This is a genomic window from Psychrobacillus sp. BL-248-WT-3 (assembly GCF_012843435.1).
Lineage (GTDB): Bacteria > Bacillota > Bacilli > Bacillales_A > Planococcaceae > Psychrobacillus.
In genome coordinates this window covers 107,786-124,841 of record NZ_JABAFC010000003.1, presented here as the reverse complement: position 1 = coordinate 124,841, position 17,056 = coordinate 107,786, and the positions used below count along the sequence as shown (strand labels likewise).

General features: G+C 38.1%; 13 protein-coding genes. All 13 read right to left on the bottom strand.

Annotated elements, in window-relative coordinates; translation table 11 throughout:
• Nucleotides 1–192: 192 nt before the first annotated feature.
• Nucleotides 193–1,422 carry a M16 family metallopeptidase gene (locus HF876_RS03360; RefSeq protein ID WP_169358637.1) on the bottom strand — a complete coding sequence of 410 codons (1,230 nt, stop codon included), beginning with the start codon at nucleotides 1,420–1,422 and terminating at the stop codon, nucleotides 193–195.
• Between the two features lie 482 nt (nucleotides 1,423–1,904).
• Nucleotides 1,905–4,022 (bottom strand): polyribonucleotide nucleotidyltransferase, encoded by a 2,118-nt coding sequence (gene pnp, locus HF876_RS03355; protein WP_169358636.1) that lies wholly within the window; start codon nucleotides 4,020–4,022, stop codon nucleotides 1,905–1,907.
• A 338-nt stretch (nucleotides 4,023–4,360) separates the two neighbouring features.
• Nucleotides 4,361–4,630, bottom strand: coding sequence for a 30S ribosomal protein S15 (gene rpsO / locus HF876_RS03350; RefSeq protein ID WP_169358635.1), 270 nt, complete (start codon nucleotides 4,628–4,630; stop codon nucleotides 4,361–4,363).
• Nucleotides 4,631–4,820: 190 nt separating this feature from the next.
• The gene (gene ribF / locus HF876_RS03345; RefSeq protein ID WP_169358634.1) at nucleotides 4,821–5,765 is read right to left on the bottom strand and encodes a riboflavin biosynthesis protein RibF; all 945 of its coding nucleotides are present in this window, start codon (nucleotides 5,763–5,765) and stop codon (nucleotides 4,821–4,823) included.
• Between the two features lies 1 nt (nucleotide 5,766).
• Nucleotides 5,767–6,687, bottom strand: a complete 921-nt coding sequence (truB, locus tag HF876_RS03340) for a tRNA pseudouridine(55) synthase TruB (RefSeq protein WP_169358717.1) — start codon at nucleotides 6,685–6,687, stop codon at nucleotides 5,767–5,769.
• Nucleotides 6,688–6,759: 72 nt separating this feature from the next.
• Complete coding sequence (gene rbfA, locus HF876_RS03335) at nucleotides 6,760–7,107, bottom strand: 30S ribosome-binding factor RbfA (RefSeq protein WP_169358633.1); 348 nt, start codon at nucleotides 7,105–7,107, stop codon at nucleotides 6,760–6,762.
• A 21-nt stretch (nucleotides 7,108–7,128) separates the two neighbouring features.
• Nucleotides 7,129–7,407, bottom strand: a complete 279-nt coding sequence (locus HF876_RS03330; RefSeq protein ID WP_169358632.1) for a DUF503 domain-containing protein — start codon at nucleotides 7,405–7,407, stop codon at nucleotides 7,129–7,131.
• The gene (gene infB / locus HF876_RS03325) at nucleotides 7,407–9,836 is read right to left on the bottom strand and encodes a translation initiation factor IF-2 (RefSeq protein ID WP_169358631.1); all 2,430 of its coding nucleotides are present in this window, start codon (nucleotides 9,834–9,836) and stop codon (nucleotides 7,407–7,409) included. Before infB ends, HF876_RS03330 begins: the two co-directional genes overlap by 1 nt.
• 4 nt (nucleotides 9,837–9,840) lie before the next feature.
• The gene (locus tag HF876_RS03320; RefSeq protein ID WP_169358630.1) at nucleotides 9,841–10,161 is read right to left on the bottom strand and encodes a YlxQ family RNA-binding protein; all 321 of its coding nucleotides are present in this window, start codon (nucleotides 10,159–10,161) and stop codon (nucleotides 9,841–9,843) included.
• Complete coding sequence (gene rnpM, locus HF876_RS03315) at nucleotides 10,158–10,436, bottom strand: RNase P modulator RnpM (RefSeq protein ID WP_169358629.1); 279 nt, start codon at nucleotides 10,434–10,436, stop codon at nucleotides 10,158–10,160. Before rnpM ends, HF876_RS03320 begins: the two co-directional genes overlap by 4 nt.
• Before the next feature lie 20 nt (nucleotides 10,437–10,456).
• Nucleotides 10,457–11,587 carry a transcription termination factor NusA gene (gene nusA / locus HF876_RS03310; protein ID WP_169358628.1) on the bottom strand — a complete coding sequence of 377 codons (1,131 nt, stop codon included), beginning with the start codon at nucleotides 11,585–11,587 and terminating at the stop codon, nucleotides 10,457–10,459.
• A gap of 22 nt (nucleotides 11,588–11,609) precedes the next feature.
• Nucleotides 11,610–12,089, bottom strand: coding sequence for a ribosome maturation factor RimP (rimP, locus tag HF876_RS03305; RefSeq protein WP_169358627.1), 480 nt, complete (start codon nucleotides 12,087–12,089; stop codon nucleotides 11,610–11,612).
• Between the two features lie 135 nt (nucleotides 12,090–12,224).
• On the bottom strand, nucleotides 12,225–16,544 hold the full coding sequence (locus HF876_RS03300; protein ID WP_169358716.1) for a PolC-type DNA polymerase III: 4,320 nt from the start codon (nucleotides 16,542–16,544) through the stop codon (nucleotides 12,225–12,227).
• Between the last annotated feature and the right edge of the window lie 512 nt (nucleotides 16,545–17,056).

Genomic DNA, 17,056 nt, shown 5'->3' with positions numbered 1-17,056 from the left:
CATCGATCGCTAAAAAATTTACTCGCATAAATAACCTGAATAACTGTCACCAACCCCAATTTCATAACTATTTATGTTCTTAATAGCCATTTGAAAGTTCCTGTGTTTATGTCTACAGTCACTATAAAAAATTGTTAATCTAAACAACCAATAACTTTAACAAAGCTTTTAAAAAAATAAAAAAGACGTCGATTAACACTCGACGTCTTTAGGCATAATTACAGAAATAGCAGGCTTATGAGAGAATATTTCTTTTGTAAGGTCCATTACGGACTCCAAAGTAACTTCATCAATTGAATCGCTTACTTCATCTAATGAGCGATGCTTGCCATATAATAATTCATTTTTACCGTTTCTGTTCATTCTAGAGTTTGAGCTTTCCAGTCCTAACAAAAGGTTTCCTTTAAGCTGTTCTTTAGCGTTTGAAACTTCTGTCTCCGTAAAGCCGTGCTCCAAGACAGTTTGAATCGTTTCATTAATAGAGCTCTTTAATTCTTCTAATTGATTGCAAGAGGTTCCGCCATAAATGGCAACAACTCCCGTATCTTCATATGACGAATGATATGAGTAAATAGAATAGGCTAGCCCTTTTTCTTCTCGAATTTCTTGGAAAAGTCTTGAGGACATGCTTCCACCAAGTATATTATTCAACACTACAAGACTGTATATATTGTCCGCCTTCACACTAAGCCCAGGATAAGCTAAACATAAGTGGGCTTGCTCTGTATCTTTATGGCTTTCCGTATACACAGGTTTAATAACAGGTGTGCTAAATTGTGCCACCTCTAAGATTGGTTGCTTAAAATCACCAAACAATGACTCTATATAGCCTAATAGATCCTCAGAAATGTTTCCTGCTACTGAAATTACAATATTTTTCGGTGTGTAGTGTTTTTCCATATAAGATATGATGGATTCCCTTGTAAATGTATTTAATGTATCTTCGGTTCCTAATATAGGAGCACCTAAAGGATCATTTGGGAACATAGCCTGCCATAGATACTCATGTACGATATCATCAGGGGTATCTTCTACCATTTTGATTTCCTCTAATACTACTTGTCGTTCTTTATCTAATTCGATTGGATCGAATGTGGAGTTAAAAAACATATCTGAAAGTATCTCAACAGCATATTTTGCATGGTGATCGAGAACCTTTGCATAGTAGCAAGTATTTTCTTTTGAAGTAAAGGCGTTAATATTTCCACCAATACGATCGAACTCTTCGGCGATTTGTCTTGCTGTTCTAGTATTAGTGCCTTTAAATAACATATGCTCAATAAAATGAGTTAACCCATTTTCCTCTGGCAATTCATATCTTGATCCAGCCTGAACCCATATGCCTACTGCAACAGATCGCACATGTGGAATATGCTCATGCACTATACGCAACCCATTCTTACACGTTTTCTTCTTTATCAATATAGCACCTCTATCTAATCTATTCATTTATTTTTTATTTGTAGCGCAAGCAGCCTTGCCCCTCGGGGTCAAATGGTTAAAAGCTCCGGTGGCTGAGAACTGCCTCCTCGCTTTTTCCCATTTGCCTGTCGGGGCAGAGACAGGCGGTTGCGCTTTTCTGGTTGTTGTCTAGCTCCACCGCCTTGCCCCTCGGGGTCAAATGGGAAAATACTGCGGTGGCTGTAGAGCTGCCTCCTCGCATTTTCCCATTTGCCTGTCGGGGCAGTAATAGGCGCCTGCGCTTTTCTATTATGTCTAGCTCCACCGCCTTTCCCCTCGGGGTCAAATGGGAAAATACTGCGGTGGCTGTAGAGCTGCCTCCTCGCTTTTTTCCATTTGCCTGTCGGGGCAGAGACAGGCGGTTGCGCTTTTCTTTAGTTATTTAAAAAAGTTGCCGTAGATTGGATCTACGGACAACCTTTTGTTTACGTATATTTTAATTATTAGTTATCTTGTTGTTCTGCGCGTTCTTTTTCTTCTTTAATTACTACTTTACGAGATAAGTTAACGCGGCCTTGGTTGTCGATTTCAATAACTTTTACTAAAAGCTCGTCGCCAAGTTTCAGAACGTCTTCTACGTTTTTCGTACGTTCTTCTTGAATTTCAGAGATATGAAGCAAGCCATCTTTACCGTTGAAGATTTCAACAAATGCACCAAATTTTTCAATACGTTTCACTTTTCCTAAGTAGTATTCTCCTACTTTAGCTACACGCACGATGTCTTCAATAATTTGTTTTGCACGAGCAATCATTTCTTCATCTGCTGAAGCGATATAAATTGTACCATCTTGCTCTGTATCAATTTTTACGCCAGTTTCATCAATGATTTTGTTGATTTGTTTACCACCCGGTCCGATAACATCGCGGATTTTATCTGGATTAATCTTAATAACTGTAATTTTTGGTGCATATTTAGATAAGCTTTGGCGTGGCTCACCAATAGTAGCAAGCATACTTTCTAAAATTTGCATACGTCCAATTTTAGCTTGCTCAAGAGCTTCCTCTAAAATTGTTTTAGATAATCCGTCTATTTTGATATCCATTTGAAGTGCTGTAATCCCTTTAGAAGTACCTGCTACTTTAAAGTCCATATCCCCAAGGTGATCTTCCATTCCTTGAATATCAGTTAGGATTGTGTAATGCTCTCCTTTTTTAACAAGTCCCATTGCTATACCAGCAACTGGAGCTTTAAGCGGAACACCAGCATCCATCATAGCAAGGGTAGAAGCACAAATACTTGCTTGTGAAGTAGAACCATTTGATTCTAACACCTCAGCAACTAAGCGAAGTGTATATGGGAAATCATTTTCGTCTGGAATAACTGCTTCTAATGCACGTTCACCTAAGGCACCATGACCAATTTCACGACGACCAGGAGCACGGATTGGACCAGTTTCACCCACACTGAATTGTGGGAAATTATAATGGTGCATAAAGCGTTTAGATTCCTCTAAGCCAATACCATCAATAATTTGCACATCACCAAGCGGTCCTAATGTACAAATACTCAAAGCTTGAGTTTGTCCACGTGTGAATAGACCAGAACCATGCGTACGAGGTAAAACACCTACTTCAGAAGATAATGGACGAATTTCAGCTACACCACGACCATCCGGACGTACTTTTTCTTCTGTGATCAAGCGACGCACTTCTTCTTTAACCATAGCATCCAGAATTTCACGCACTTGTTTCAACGTTTCATCTGTTGCTTCTTTTTCTTTATATTGCTCTAACACTTCATTTTTCACTTCAGATATTGCATCTTCACGAGCATGCTTTTCTTGTACTTGGATAGCTTGTACTAGCTTAGCTTCGCATAGTTCTTTAATTTCACCAAAAAGTTCTTTGTCTAGTTCAAATAAAGGAATGTCTTTTTTCTCTTTACCGATTTCTGCAACAATTTTTTCTTGGAATTCAATCAATTTTACGATTTCACTATGCCCAAACATAATTGCTTCTAAAACGACTTCCTCAGAAACCTCTTTAGCTCCTGCTTCTACCATGTTAATCGCATCTTTTGTTCCAGCTACAGTTAAATCTAAAATACTCTTTTCCATTTGGTCTACCGTTGGGTTAATGATGAACTCATCCCCTATTAGGCCTACCTGAACACCTGCAATCGGTCCATCAAACGGAATGTCGGATACACTTAGTGCTAAAGAAGAACCTAGCATTGCAGCCATCTCAGAAGAACAGTTTTGGTCTACTGACATAACAATAGAGATTACCTGAACTTCATTACGGAAGCCATCCGGGAATAATGGGCGAATTGGACGGTCGATTAAACGGCTTGTTAAAATCGCTCTTTCAGAAGGACGACCTTCACGCTTAATAAACCCACCAGGAATTTTACCAACGGCATATAATTTCTCTTCATAGTTCACTGTTAATGGAAAGAAATCTAAATTCTTTGGTTGTTTAGATGCAGTCGCTACGGATAATACGCTAGTATCACCATATCTTACTAGAACTGCCCCATTCGCTTGTTTTGCAAGTTGTCCAATTTCTACTTGCAATGGACGGCCTGCCCATTCGTGTGTAAATACTTTCTTTTCACTCATTAATCTGGACTCCTCTCAACTTCAAAAAACTTCTTTTTAATTAGCTATAATAAATTTTTCGACAATCCTAAGAAAGATTCCTTCTCATTAGAAGTGCACACTTTCACAAATCATCTACTATTTCTATACAACTTGAAATATAACGCAGTCTAATGTTTAGCGCGCTATAGTGGTTATATGTATCATAAGTAGTGTATCAAAAATATCGGAACTATGCGAAATATTTTACTAAAAAAACAGAAATTACTTGCTAATACTAATATATAATATTTTCCCTAATATATTAAAATTTATACCAATAGAAAAAGCGGGATAAATCCCGCTTTCCTAGGTGTATCTTATCGACGTAAACCAAGTTTTGCGATTAGTTCACGGTAACGTTGTACTTCGTTTTCACGTAAGTATTTTAATAAGTTACGACGACGTCCAACCATTTTGAATAGACCACGACGTGAGTGATGATCTTTCTTATGTGTACGTAAATGTTCGTTTAAAGAGTTAATCTCTTCTGTAAGGATTGCGATTTGAATATCTGCAGATCCTGTATCGCTTTCGTGAGTTCTGTACTCAGCGATTAGTTCGTTTTTGCGTTCTTGTGTAATTGCCATGTAGGTTTCCTCCTAATATTCTTAATATCCCCTGTTCCTGAGCAATCGTTGGAGAATCGAAAAAGCCAAGGAAAGGTTAAGTACATTTTGTACTTATAAAGAATAGCATAATCTGTTACGTGAAGCAACTTTTATAGACGCTTCTTCTCCAAACATAGTAGCAGTTTGTCTGAAACATTTGGTTCAAAAATTATAATTTGAAGTAATCAATAGCAACTTGCTTATCCTTGCCGATTTGTTCTTTAAGCTCTACAATTCCACTGAATTTTTGCTCCGCACGTATGCGCTTGTACCAATGGACTGCCACTTCTTCACCATAAATAGATTGGTCAAAGTTAATGATATGTACTTCAATAGACAATTTTTTTTCATCCGGATTATTGAATGTAGGCTTATATCCTACATTACACACTCCCTCATACCATTGTTCCTGCACGCGTATCTTCACTGCGTAAACACCTATAGCCGGTATAAACTGACCTTCTTTTGGTTGTATATTAGCAGTAGGAAAATCAATCGTTCTTCCGCGCTTATCACCATGTACCACGACGCCTGTAAGCATAAATGGGCGACCTAAAAGTTCTTTTGCGTCTTCCACGTTACCTTCTTTAAGTGCTCCACGTATTCTGGTAGAACTAATTTTATCGCCTTCCATTTCTTGTTTACCTACTACAGAAACAGAGTACTCTCCAGCAGAAAGATCCGCCATATCCTTCATTGTCCCTTTACCAAAAGCACCAAAAGAAAAATCAAAGCCAGCAGTAACATGCTTTACATTAGCTCGTTTAATGAAAGATTCTATAAATTCAACTGGAGTTAGCTTTGCAAAGTCAGATGTAAATCTCACTACAAACAGTGTATCTACGTTCATTTGTTCCAAAATATCGATTTTCTGCTCCAAGGGAGTTATATAAAATACCTGTTCCTTCCTTCCACCTAAAACAAGAGAAGGATGTGGATCAAATGTCATTACAGCTGTTTTTAAATTCATTTTATTCCCTTTGTCCAAGGCTTCTTGAATGACAGCTCGATGACCTAAATGAACACCATCAAAAAAGCCGATTGCTAGGGAAAATCCTTCATTGTTCTTTATGTTATATAAATGGTTTGGATAAGATAAATGATAAACGTTCATATTATACTCCTTTTTCTGATGAAAACATTTTTTCTGGTTTCATCATACCATTTTTTGTTGGATGTTTAATATAAACTGCAACTGGTTGCCCTTCCTCTGTAAAAACAACTTTGTCATTGGTATTGAGGAGAGGATGTAACTCTAAGACGGCTCCATTCGCAATCCATTTCTTTAACGACTCATCCATTTCTTCAGATGGCCATTTAGCGAGTGCATGCTTAATAGGTAATATATTGTTATCCAATACACCCTCTTCTAAAGCTTCTTGTACCTCTTGAAGGGTTAAACAATGTGACTTATTAAAGTTCCCTGATGCTGTACGAACAAGTGAAGACATATGTGCAGGATAACCTAAAAGTTCACCTATTTGTACTGCAAGTGTACGTATATATGTACCTTTACTGCAACCAATTTCTATTTGAAAGGAAATTTCTTGACCTGAAAAAAAATCATCTTCGTCTAAAAGATTTAAATAATGTATAGTCACCTGTCTACTAGGTCGCTCTACCTCTTTACCTTCGCGGGCATATTCATATAACTTTTTACCATTCACTTTTACCGCAGAATACATTGGAGGAGTTTGAGTAATCTGTCCAGTCAACTGTTGAAGGACACTTTTTATTTGATCTATAGAGAATTGTTTTTCACTTGAATCTACCTTTACTACATCACCATCTGCATCCTCAGTAGTCGTAGATGAGCCTATCGTTACAGTAGCTACATAGGTTTTTCCTTCATTCATTATATACTCGGATACTTTAGTAGCTTGACCAAGACAAATTGGCAATACACCTTCTACACTTGGATCTAATGTTCCTGTATGGCCAATCCGTTTCATCTTCAATATTTTGCGTAATTTAAAAACGCAGTCATGTGAGGTCATTCCTTTTTCTTTCCATAAAGGCAATATTCCTTCATACATCATGCTCACCCCATTTTTCAAAATACACGAAAGAAGTCTGCTCAATTTAAGCAGACTTCTTTGTATTATGTGTTATTCCTCATTTGAAGATTGGTTAATCTGTCTTAATAGATTATCGATACGATTTCCATATGCTGCAGATTCATCAAACTCAAATAATAATTCTGGCGTTACACGTAATCTAATACGCTGTCCTATTTCCGAACGTATGAAGCCTTTAGCTTTGTCTAAAGCTCTTAAGGTATCGTTACGGTCTCCATCTAGTACGGTAATATAAATAGTCGCTTGTTGTAGGTCTCCTGTAACTGCTACATCTGTAACTGTTACAAATCCTATACGAGGATCCTTTAATTTACGTCCTATGATTTCACCTAACTCTTTTTTCATTTGTTCGGCAACTCGGTTCGCACGCATTGACATAATTGCTACACCTCATTTTCATCATAAATATTCTTTGTTGATTTCAATACATTCCCATTCAGGGTTAGATTCTAAAAACCTAATGGCCATCATTAGCTCGCGTTCGACCGCACGCTTGTCAGAAGCAATGGCAACTATTCCAACTTTGGTACGTTGCCACACATCCTGGTGATCTAACTCTGAAACAGAAACATTGAATTTTTGTTTGGTTCTAGTGAGCATTCGTTGTAAAACTGCTCGTTTTTCTTTCAATGAATGTGCAGTAGGAATAAGAAATTCACACTCTGCATAGACAATCATTAGCGTTTAATTTCTTCCATAATGTAAGCTTCGATAATATCGTTTTCTTTTACATCATTAAAGTTTTTAATCGTTATCCCACACTCGTAGCCTTTTGCAACTTCTTTTGCATCGTCTTTAAAGCGTTTTAACGTATCTAATTCACCTTCAAAAATAACGATACCATCACGAATTACTCGCACTCCGCTATCACGTGTAATTTTACCTTCTGTTACATAGGATCCTGCGATAGTTCCTACTTTAGAAACTTTAAAGGTTTCACGAATCTCTGCTTGACCAATGATTTTCTCTTGGAATTCTGGATCCAATAGGCCTGTCATTGCAGCTTCGATTTCTTCAATTACTTTGTAGATAATACGGTGAAGACGAATGTCAACACCCTCTTGTTCTGCTGCACGTTTAGCATTTGTATCTGGACGAACGTTAAATCCGATTACAATTGCATTGGAAGCAGCTGCAAGACTAATGTCTGATTCAGTAATTGCTCCTGCACCCGTGTGGATAATACGTACATTTACACCCTCAACTTCGATTTTCATAAGTGAAGCTGCCATTGCTTCCACAGTACCTTGAACGTCTGCTTTAACAATTAGGTTAAGTTCTTTCATTTCACCTTGTTTCATTTGATCAAACAAGTTATCTAATGTTACTCGTGATTTTTCAGAGCGTTGGCTCACTTGAGCATGAGAAGCACGTGTTTCCCCTACTTGACGAGCAGTTTTTTCATCTTCAAATACAACGAAACGGTCTCCTGCTTGTGGTACTTCGTTTAATCCTGTAATTTCCACAGGAGTAGAAGGACCTGCCTCTTTCACACGACGACCTAAATCATTGACCATTGCACGAACACGCCCAAAAGCATGCCCTACTACAATTGGATCTCCAACTTTTAATGTACCATCTTGAACTAATAACGTTGCAACAGAACCTCTACCTTTGTCTAATTGAGCTTCAATTACTGTTCCTAAAGCAAGACGTTTTGGGTTAGCTTTAAGCTCTGCAACCTCAGAAACAAGTAGAACCATTTCAAGTAGGTTGTCGATACCATCACCTTTTAAAGCAGAAATTGGTACGAAGATTGTGTCTCCACCCCATGCTTCTGGTACTAAACCGTGCTCTGTAAGCTCTTGCATTACGCGATCAGGATTAGCAGATGGTTTATCCATTTTGTTAACTGCTACGATAATTGGAACTTCCGCTGCTTTGGCATGGTTAATAGCTTCTACTGTTTGAGGCATTACACCATCATCAGCTGCTACTACTAAAATGGTCAAATCAGTTATTTTCGCTCCACGTGCGCGCATCGTTGTAAATGCAGCATGTCCTGGAGTATCTAAGAAAGTAATCTTTTTGCCATTGTCTACCACTTGGTATGCACCGATATGCTGAGTGATACCACCTGCTTCTCCAGCAGTTACTTTAGTGTGTCTAATTGAATCTAGAAGAGTTGTTTTACCATGGTCAACGTGTCCCATGATTGTAACTACTGGTGGGCGTTCACCCATGTTAGCAGCATCTTCTTCAACAGGAGCTTCGAAATGAACTTCTAAATCGGTAATATCGATTTTAATTTCTTCTTCCACTTCTACACCGTAGTCTGCACAAATAAGTTCAATTGCATCCTTATCAAGTTCCTGGTTAATTGTTGCCATTACACCAAGTAAGAACAATTTTTTAATGATTTCTGCAGGCTCACGACCTAATTTTTTCGCTAGCTCTGTAACTGTAAGAGATTCCGTAAAGGTAATTCTTTCTGGAAGTTCTCTTTCTTTTCTTGGAACTGGTGGTTGAACAGGAGTAGTTGGTCCTTTTCTACGCTTGTTGAATCGGCCACCTGGTCTGTTTTGTCCACCTGGTCTGTTTTGGTTTTGGCCACCCGGACGATTTTGTCCACCTGGCTTGTTATTATTAGTAAAGGTTTTCTTTGGTTGATTGTTTGAACCTTGAGTATTAGAACCTTGAGTATTTGACTGACTTCCTGGTCTTTGCTGAGATTGACCAGCATTTGATGGACGTGATTGCCCTTGTGATGATGGTCTAGATTGATTTTGGTTATTTGGTCTTTGTTGACCTTGGGAAGCTGGTCTAGATTGGTTCTGATTACTTGGTCTTTGTTGTCCTTGTTGACCTTGTGAAGACGGTCTAGACTGGTTTTGGTTATTTGGTCTTTGCTGTCCTTGTGAAGCTGGTCTAGACTGGTTCTGATTACTTGGTCTTTGTCCTTGGTTAGCAGGTTTAGACTGTTGTGAATTAGAGTTGTTTCCAGCTCCACCTTTTTTATAAATGCCGTCTAATTTACTAACAGCATCTCCTTCAAGCGTAGACATGTGATTCGTTACTGTTATATTCAACTTTCCTAGTTGCTCTATAACTTCTTTACTCGATTTATTAATTTGTTTCGCGTATTCATGAACTCTGATTTTAGTCATTAGCTCACCCCCGGTTATATTCGTTGAGAAGGCCGGACAGTTTTTTAGCGAAACCGTCATCCATAATGGCTATTGCCACTCTGGCCTCTTTTCCCGTCGCATGTCCGAGATCGTGCCGGTCTCCAAAGACATGCAGCTCAACGTTAAAAGATGCACATTTATCATTCAATTTTTTAGCAGTATTATGTGAAGCATCGTTAGCTAATATAACTAGCTTTGCTTTCTTACTTCTAATTTCTTTTACGACTAACTCTTCACCAGAAATTGTTTTTCTAGCTCTAGTGGCGAGTCCTAATAGTTGCGTAATTTGTTGTTCTATATTCATTTCAACTTTTCTCTTTCAATCATGACGATTAACTCGTCATATATTTCATTTGGAATGCTTGCTTCTAAATGATTACCTAAAGAATTCTTTTTCTTCGCTTGGTTAACAGCTTCTACGGTTTTAGAGACGTACGCACCACGACCAGATTTTTTTCCTGTCGGGTCCACGCTAACCTTGCCTTCCTTAGAACGAACTACTCGAATCATTTCTTTTTTAGGAAACATTTCTCCAGTAGCAACACATTTTCGTAATGGGATTTTTTTTTGAGTGGCCATACTAAATCAGCCTCCTATTCTTACTCTTCGTCTTTGTAAAAATCAAAATCATCCATATCATTTTCTAATTCTTCTACAATTAGCTGCGGAGAATTCTCGTTAGGATAAATTCCTAGCTCTCTAGCATCAGTTTCACTTTTAATATCAATTTTCCAGCCAGTTAGCTTAGCTGCAAGTCTTGCATTTTGGCCTCTTTTACCAATAGCTAGGGATAATTGATAATCTGGTACTACTACAGTAGTGGATTTTTCTTCTTCATTTACTTGAACATCTAAAACTTTCGAAGGACTAAGTGCATTTGCAACGAAAACAATAGGATCTTCTGACCATTCAACAATGTCAATTTTTTCTCCACTTAGTTCGTTTACAATCGTTTGAACACGAGCACCTTTCGCACCTACACATGAGCCAACCGGATCAATTTCTTCGTTATGTGCAAACACAGATATTTTTGAACGATCTCCAGCTTCACGAGCGATAGATTTAATCTCTACAATACCTTCGAAAATTTCAGGTACTTCCATTTCAAATAAGCGACGAAGTAATCCTGGATGTGTTCTTGAAACAAACACCTGTGGTCCACGAGTTGTTCGTTCAACCTTTGTAATATACACTTTGATACGATCATGGGGACGATATGTTTCAGTTGGAATTTGTTCGTTTACTGGTAAAACAGCTTCCACTTTCCCTAATCCTACATATATATTACGCGCATCTAGTCGTTCAACGATACCATTTACTATATCATCTTCACGATCAACATACTCTTCGTATATTAATCCTCGTTCAGCCTCACGGACTCTTTGCGTTACAACTTGTTTCGCTGTTTGTGCAGCAATGCGACCGAAATTACGTGGAGTAACCTCTTCTTCCACTACATCTCCAATTGCATAATGTGGATTAATAGCTTGTGCATCCTCTAAAGAGATCTCTAAACGACCATCTCCTACTTCTTCCACTACATCTTTTCTTGAATAAACGATCATCGAACCATTTGCTAAATTAATGTCGACGCGAACATTCTGAGCTTGATTGAAATTTCTTTTATAAGCCGTAACTAAAGCAGCCTCGATTGCCTCGATTAATACATCTCTTGAAATCCCTTTTTGTTTCTCTAGCGCTGTTAACGCATCTAATAACTCACTACTCACAGCCACCACTCCTCAATATACATTATGCAGAGAAATCGATTGCTAAACGAGCTAGCGCAATTTTCTCTTTTTCAATTTGAATTTTTACTCTTCTTGTTTTGATGCGAATTTCTATTAAAGCGCCTTCTTCTGCAGTATAAGAAAGTAATGTTCCTTCAAACTCTTTTGCACCATTAATCTGCTCATAAGTTTTAATAAAAACATATTTCCCTACAGCTGCAATAAAATCAGCTTCTTTTTTCAATGGACGCTCTGCCCCTGGAGAGGAAACTTCTAAAAAGTAATTTTCCTTAATAGGATCTTCTTCATCCAGCTTTTCGCTTAGTTTGTTGCTTACTTGTGCACATTGCTCAATATCGATTCCACCAGTTGGTGTATCGACATACACACGTAAAAACCAATCGCGACCTTCTTTTACATATTCAATATCAACGAGCTCTAAGTTCATTTCTTGTAAAATCGGTAAAACAAGCTCTTCCATTTTACTAGTTATATTACTCATAAAGGCCTCCTTACAAAACCGTGATTTTCTATATAACAACAGAAAAGAGCGGGAAATCCCACTCTTTCGTCACAGAACTATGAAACATTGGTAGATTTATCTTACCATACCATAGGTTTGTTTGCAAATTAGTGACTAAAACAACGAAAGCTGATTTGCTTCAGGAAGCCCTTCTAGGCAACCCATTGCATCTAAATAATCAATGATTGTTTTGGATACTTTTCCTCTTTGCTGTAAATCCTCTTTAGAGAGAAATTCACCATTTTTGCGAGCATTAACAATTTGAACTGCTACATTTGTCCCTAACCCTGGTACTGCATCAAAAGGTGGTATTAATGTATTACCTTCTATAGTAAACTCATGCGCCTTGGATTTATAAAGATCAATCTTTTGCATCTTAATTCCACGCTCTGACATTTCTAGGGAAAGCTCTAGCACAGTAGCTAAACTTTTTTCTTTGTTAGATGCTTCTAATCCCTTAGCATTAATCTCATCTAACTTAGCTCTTATCGTATGAGAGCCATTTACAATAGAGATCAAATCAAAGTCTGACGCTCGTACTGTAAAATATGCCGCATAATATAGTATTGGGAAATGAACTTTAAAATATGCAATACGAACAGCCATTAAAACATAGGCAGAGGCATGCGCTTTTGGGAACATGTATTTAATCTTTTTACACGATTCAATATACCAGTTGGCTACGCCTTTCGATTTCATCTCTGCTTCAAACTCAGGTGTTAAACCTTTCCCTTTACGCACAGATTCCATAATTTTAAAAGCAAGTGATGGCTCAAGTCCCTGATAAATCAAATAGACCATAATGTCGTCACGACAACCGATAACATCAGAAAGCTGACAGGTGCCTGCTTGTATAAGCTCTTGAGCATTGCCTAACCAAACATCCGTCCCATGGGACAGCCCGGAAATCTGAACAAGCTCGGAAAAAGTAGATGGCTTTGTTTCTTCAAGCATTTGTCTAACGAAACGGGTCCCAAATTCCGGGATACCAAGTGTTCCAGTTTTACAATCGATTTGTTCTGCTGTGACACCAAGTGACTCTGGCCCACTAAATATTTTCATCACTTCAGGATCATCTGTTGGAATTGTTTTAGGATCAATTCCAGATAAGTCTTGGAGCATACGAATGACCGTTGGATCATCGTGTCCTAATATATCCAGCTTAAGTAGATTATCGTGAATGGAATGGAAGTCAAAGTGTGTTGTTTTCCATTCAGAATCTTGAGCATCTGCTGGGAACTGGATTGGTGAAAAATCATAAATATCCATATAGTCAGGTACAACAATAATACCGCCGGGATGTTGCCCTGTAGTTCGTTTTACTCCTGTACATCCTTGTACAAGGCGATCGATTTCAGCTCCACGTAAATTTATATTGTTATCATTCATGTAGCCTCTGACGTACCCATAAGCAGTTTTCTCTGCAACAGTTCCTATCGTTCCCGCTCTAAAAACATATTCTTCCCCAAACAGTTCCTTCGTATAATTATGTGCGATTGGTTGATATTCTCCACTAAAGTTTAAGTCGATATCTGGTACCTTATCGCCTTTAAATCCTAAGAATGTTTCGAATGGAATATCTTGTCCTTCTTTTACATAAGGTGTATCACATTTTTCACAGTTGGCATTTGGTAAATCGAATCCAGAGCCGACTGAGCCGTCTTGGAAGAACACCGAATGCTTACAGTTTGGGCAGACATAATGAGGAGGCATAGGATTGACCTCTGTTATATCCATTAATGTTGCTACAAGGGACGAGCCTACAGAACCACGAGAACCAACTAAGTAACCATCATCTAAAGATTTCTTTACTAGCTTATGAGAGATTAGATAGATAACGGCAAAGCCATGTCCGATAATTGAGGTAAGTTCTTTTTCTATACGAGCTTCCACAATCTCAGGTATATTCTCTCCATAAATTTCTTTTGCTTTGGTATAGGTCAGTTCTCTAACCTCTTCATCCGCACCTTCAATTTTTGGAGTATATAAATCGTCTTTAATCGGTTTTATGTCTTCGATTGAGTCCGCAATTTTATTAGGGTTTGTTATAACTATCTCTTTTGCTAGCTCTTCCCCTAAGAAGGAGAAGGCATCAAGCATTTCATTTGTCGTTCTAAAATGTACTTTAGGAAGCTCATGCCTATTAAGCGGGTTTGCCCCCCCTTGTGAATTGACAAGGATTTTTCGGAACATTGCATCATTCTCATGTAAATAATGTACGTTACCTGTCGCTACTACTGGTTTTCCCAGCTTTTTCCCTACTTTAATTAATTTACGAATAATATCTTCTAGATTCCACTCATCTCTTACTAGTTCCATTTCTATTAAATGAGCATAGACTTCTTTCGGATGAACCTCCAGATAATCATAGAAACTTGCAATCTCCTCAACCTTTTCTAACGGCTTTTGCATGAGTCCCTCAAATACCTCACCTCTATCGCAGCCAGAGCCAATGATCAATCCAGCTCTATGCTTTTGTAGTACTGAACGCTTAATACGTGGAACTCGATAGAATGTTGTTGTATGTGACAAGGACACTAGCTTAAATAGATTTTTAAGCCCCTCATCATTAACAGCTAAAATTGTGCAGTGAGATGGTCTAGCTCTTTTGTATGAATCACCTTGGCCGATGTGCTTGTTAAAGTCATCATGATAATGAATATTGTTTTCTTCAGCTTCTTTTAGTAGGTGAAGAAGTAAATAGCCAGTTGCTTCACAGTCAAAAATTGCTCGGTGGGCCTGTGTTAATTCAATATTAAACTTTTTGGCTAGAGTACCTAGTTTATGTGTTTTCATCTCTGGATGTAAAAACCTAGCCAGCTCTAACGTATCAATTACTGGATGATCAAAGTGATCAATGCCACACTTTCTATACCCCTCGTATAAAAAGCCCATATCAAACGATGCGTTATGGGCAACAATTATGCCGTCTCCAATAAACTCATGAAAATCCCGTATAACGTCTTCTATTTCTGGTGCATTGCGAACCATATCATCTGTGATACCTGTAAGCTCAATTGTTGTAGCTGATAAAGCATGATGTGGATTCGCAAATCTTTCAAACTTATCTATAATATTGCCATTTTGCATTTTAACTGCAGCAAGCTCAATGATTTTGTCATATGTGGCGGATAAACCGGTTGTTTCTACGTCAAAAACTATATAAATTGCATCCTCAAGTGGGATATGCTGCTCGTCATAAGCTATTGGAACACCGTCATGAATTAGATTAGCTTCTAGTCCATATAAAATTTTAATGCCATTCTTTTTACCAGCAGCATACGCTTCCGGAAATGATTGCACATTCGCATGGTCCGTTATGGCTACTGCCTGGTGGCCCCACTTTGCTGCTTGAGAAACTAACGCCGATACAGAAGAAACCGCATCCATTTGACTCATCGGAGTGTGCATATGTAACTCGACTCTTTTTTCTTTTGCAGTATCATATCTTAGTACAGGGTTAATCTCACACATATCTTGAGCCATAATGATTAAATCACGCACAAATGTATCGTTTTGAACTGATCCTCTTACCTTTATCCACATTCCTTTTTTAAGGCGCTCCATCATTCCAGCGTCTTCTTTGTCGCGAGAGAACATTTTTACAAGAATAGAATCTGTGTAGTCAGTGACCTTAGCCGTCAATAGAGATCTACCACTTCTCAGCTCTTTCACCTCGACATCAAACACAAAGCCTTCAATCGTTACACGGCGCTCTTCATCTTGTATAGAACGTATCTCTACACTTGCCTCTTCTTTTTTCAGTGGAGTACCTAGCTGGAATGGACCATCTTCGCTGGCTTCACCACTATCCTGACGAGAGTCTCTCTTTTGCATATCTTCTAAAGCCTTTTTCCCAAGTTGCTCTTCTTCCATTCTTCGTTGTTCTAAAAAAGCTACCTGTGCTTCAGCTAAAGCCTCTGTATCCTCGACTAACTTAAAGTCTATCGCAAGTTTAGGAAAACCAAAGCTCTCATATACACTTGCAATTTGATCAATATATTTCTTTTTAAAAGTGCGTTGTTGTAATTCTTGTCCGCATGTCAGCTGAATCATCTGGCCGTTCCACTCTGGCTCTTGACCAAGTAGACAATCTTTTAAAGGAGGAGCCATGTCGCTCAATTCTTTAAGCACACTTGTCCAATAAGCTTTTATGAGCGATTCTGTTACTTCTGGATGTTCACAATTGATTTCTAAATATATTGTAGCAATCCCTTGAAATTTTTCTTCTAATCTTGTTTGGAATTGGTTATAGACATCGATAGGAAGAACGGCAGCTATATTGATTTGAAAATGCCATTGTCTTTGTTTTTTATGAACTGTAAATCTTGTAATAGAAGCATTCTCGAAATGCTTAACAACAGTGTCTTCGGTCAACTCTAGCTGTTGCAACAATAGATGCATTCTCATTTTGCCATCTTGCATATTACCTATCCCCCCTTATTTTAAAAGTTATTATATATCTTTTATTTGTTATGTTGAATGAGATTATTCTCTAAGACATCCTATTTCCAACGAAAAAGCAGTCGGGAGAAAGGAAAATCAATTCTTTTTTTGAAATCATTATTTATACTTTTTCTTAAAAGCTTTGTTAAAGATTTGGGTTTATTTTGACTATCAATTCTTTTTTATAGTGACAGTAAACATAAACAAAAGTACTTTCAAATGGCTATTAAAAACATAAATAGATTTTGAAATTAGGGTTGGTGACCGTTTTCAGCTTTGTTTATGCGAGTAAATTATAAGCACTTTTCGATGCATTAAAGCTGTTCCCATTTATTGATTGGAGCGACAGACGGCGACTCCAGTGGGATGAGTGAGACAGATAAGACATCACAACCGCGCGCGTTAGCGACGGGTGATGGCTTATCGCTCACCCCACGGAAAGCGTCCGGCTGGCGCGGAAATCAATTCTACACTCTGGTCAAAGGTTTCTTTGCATCATA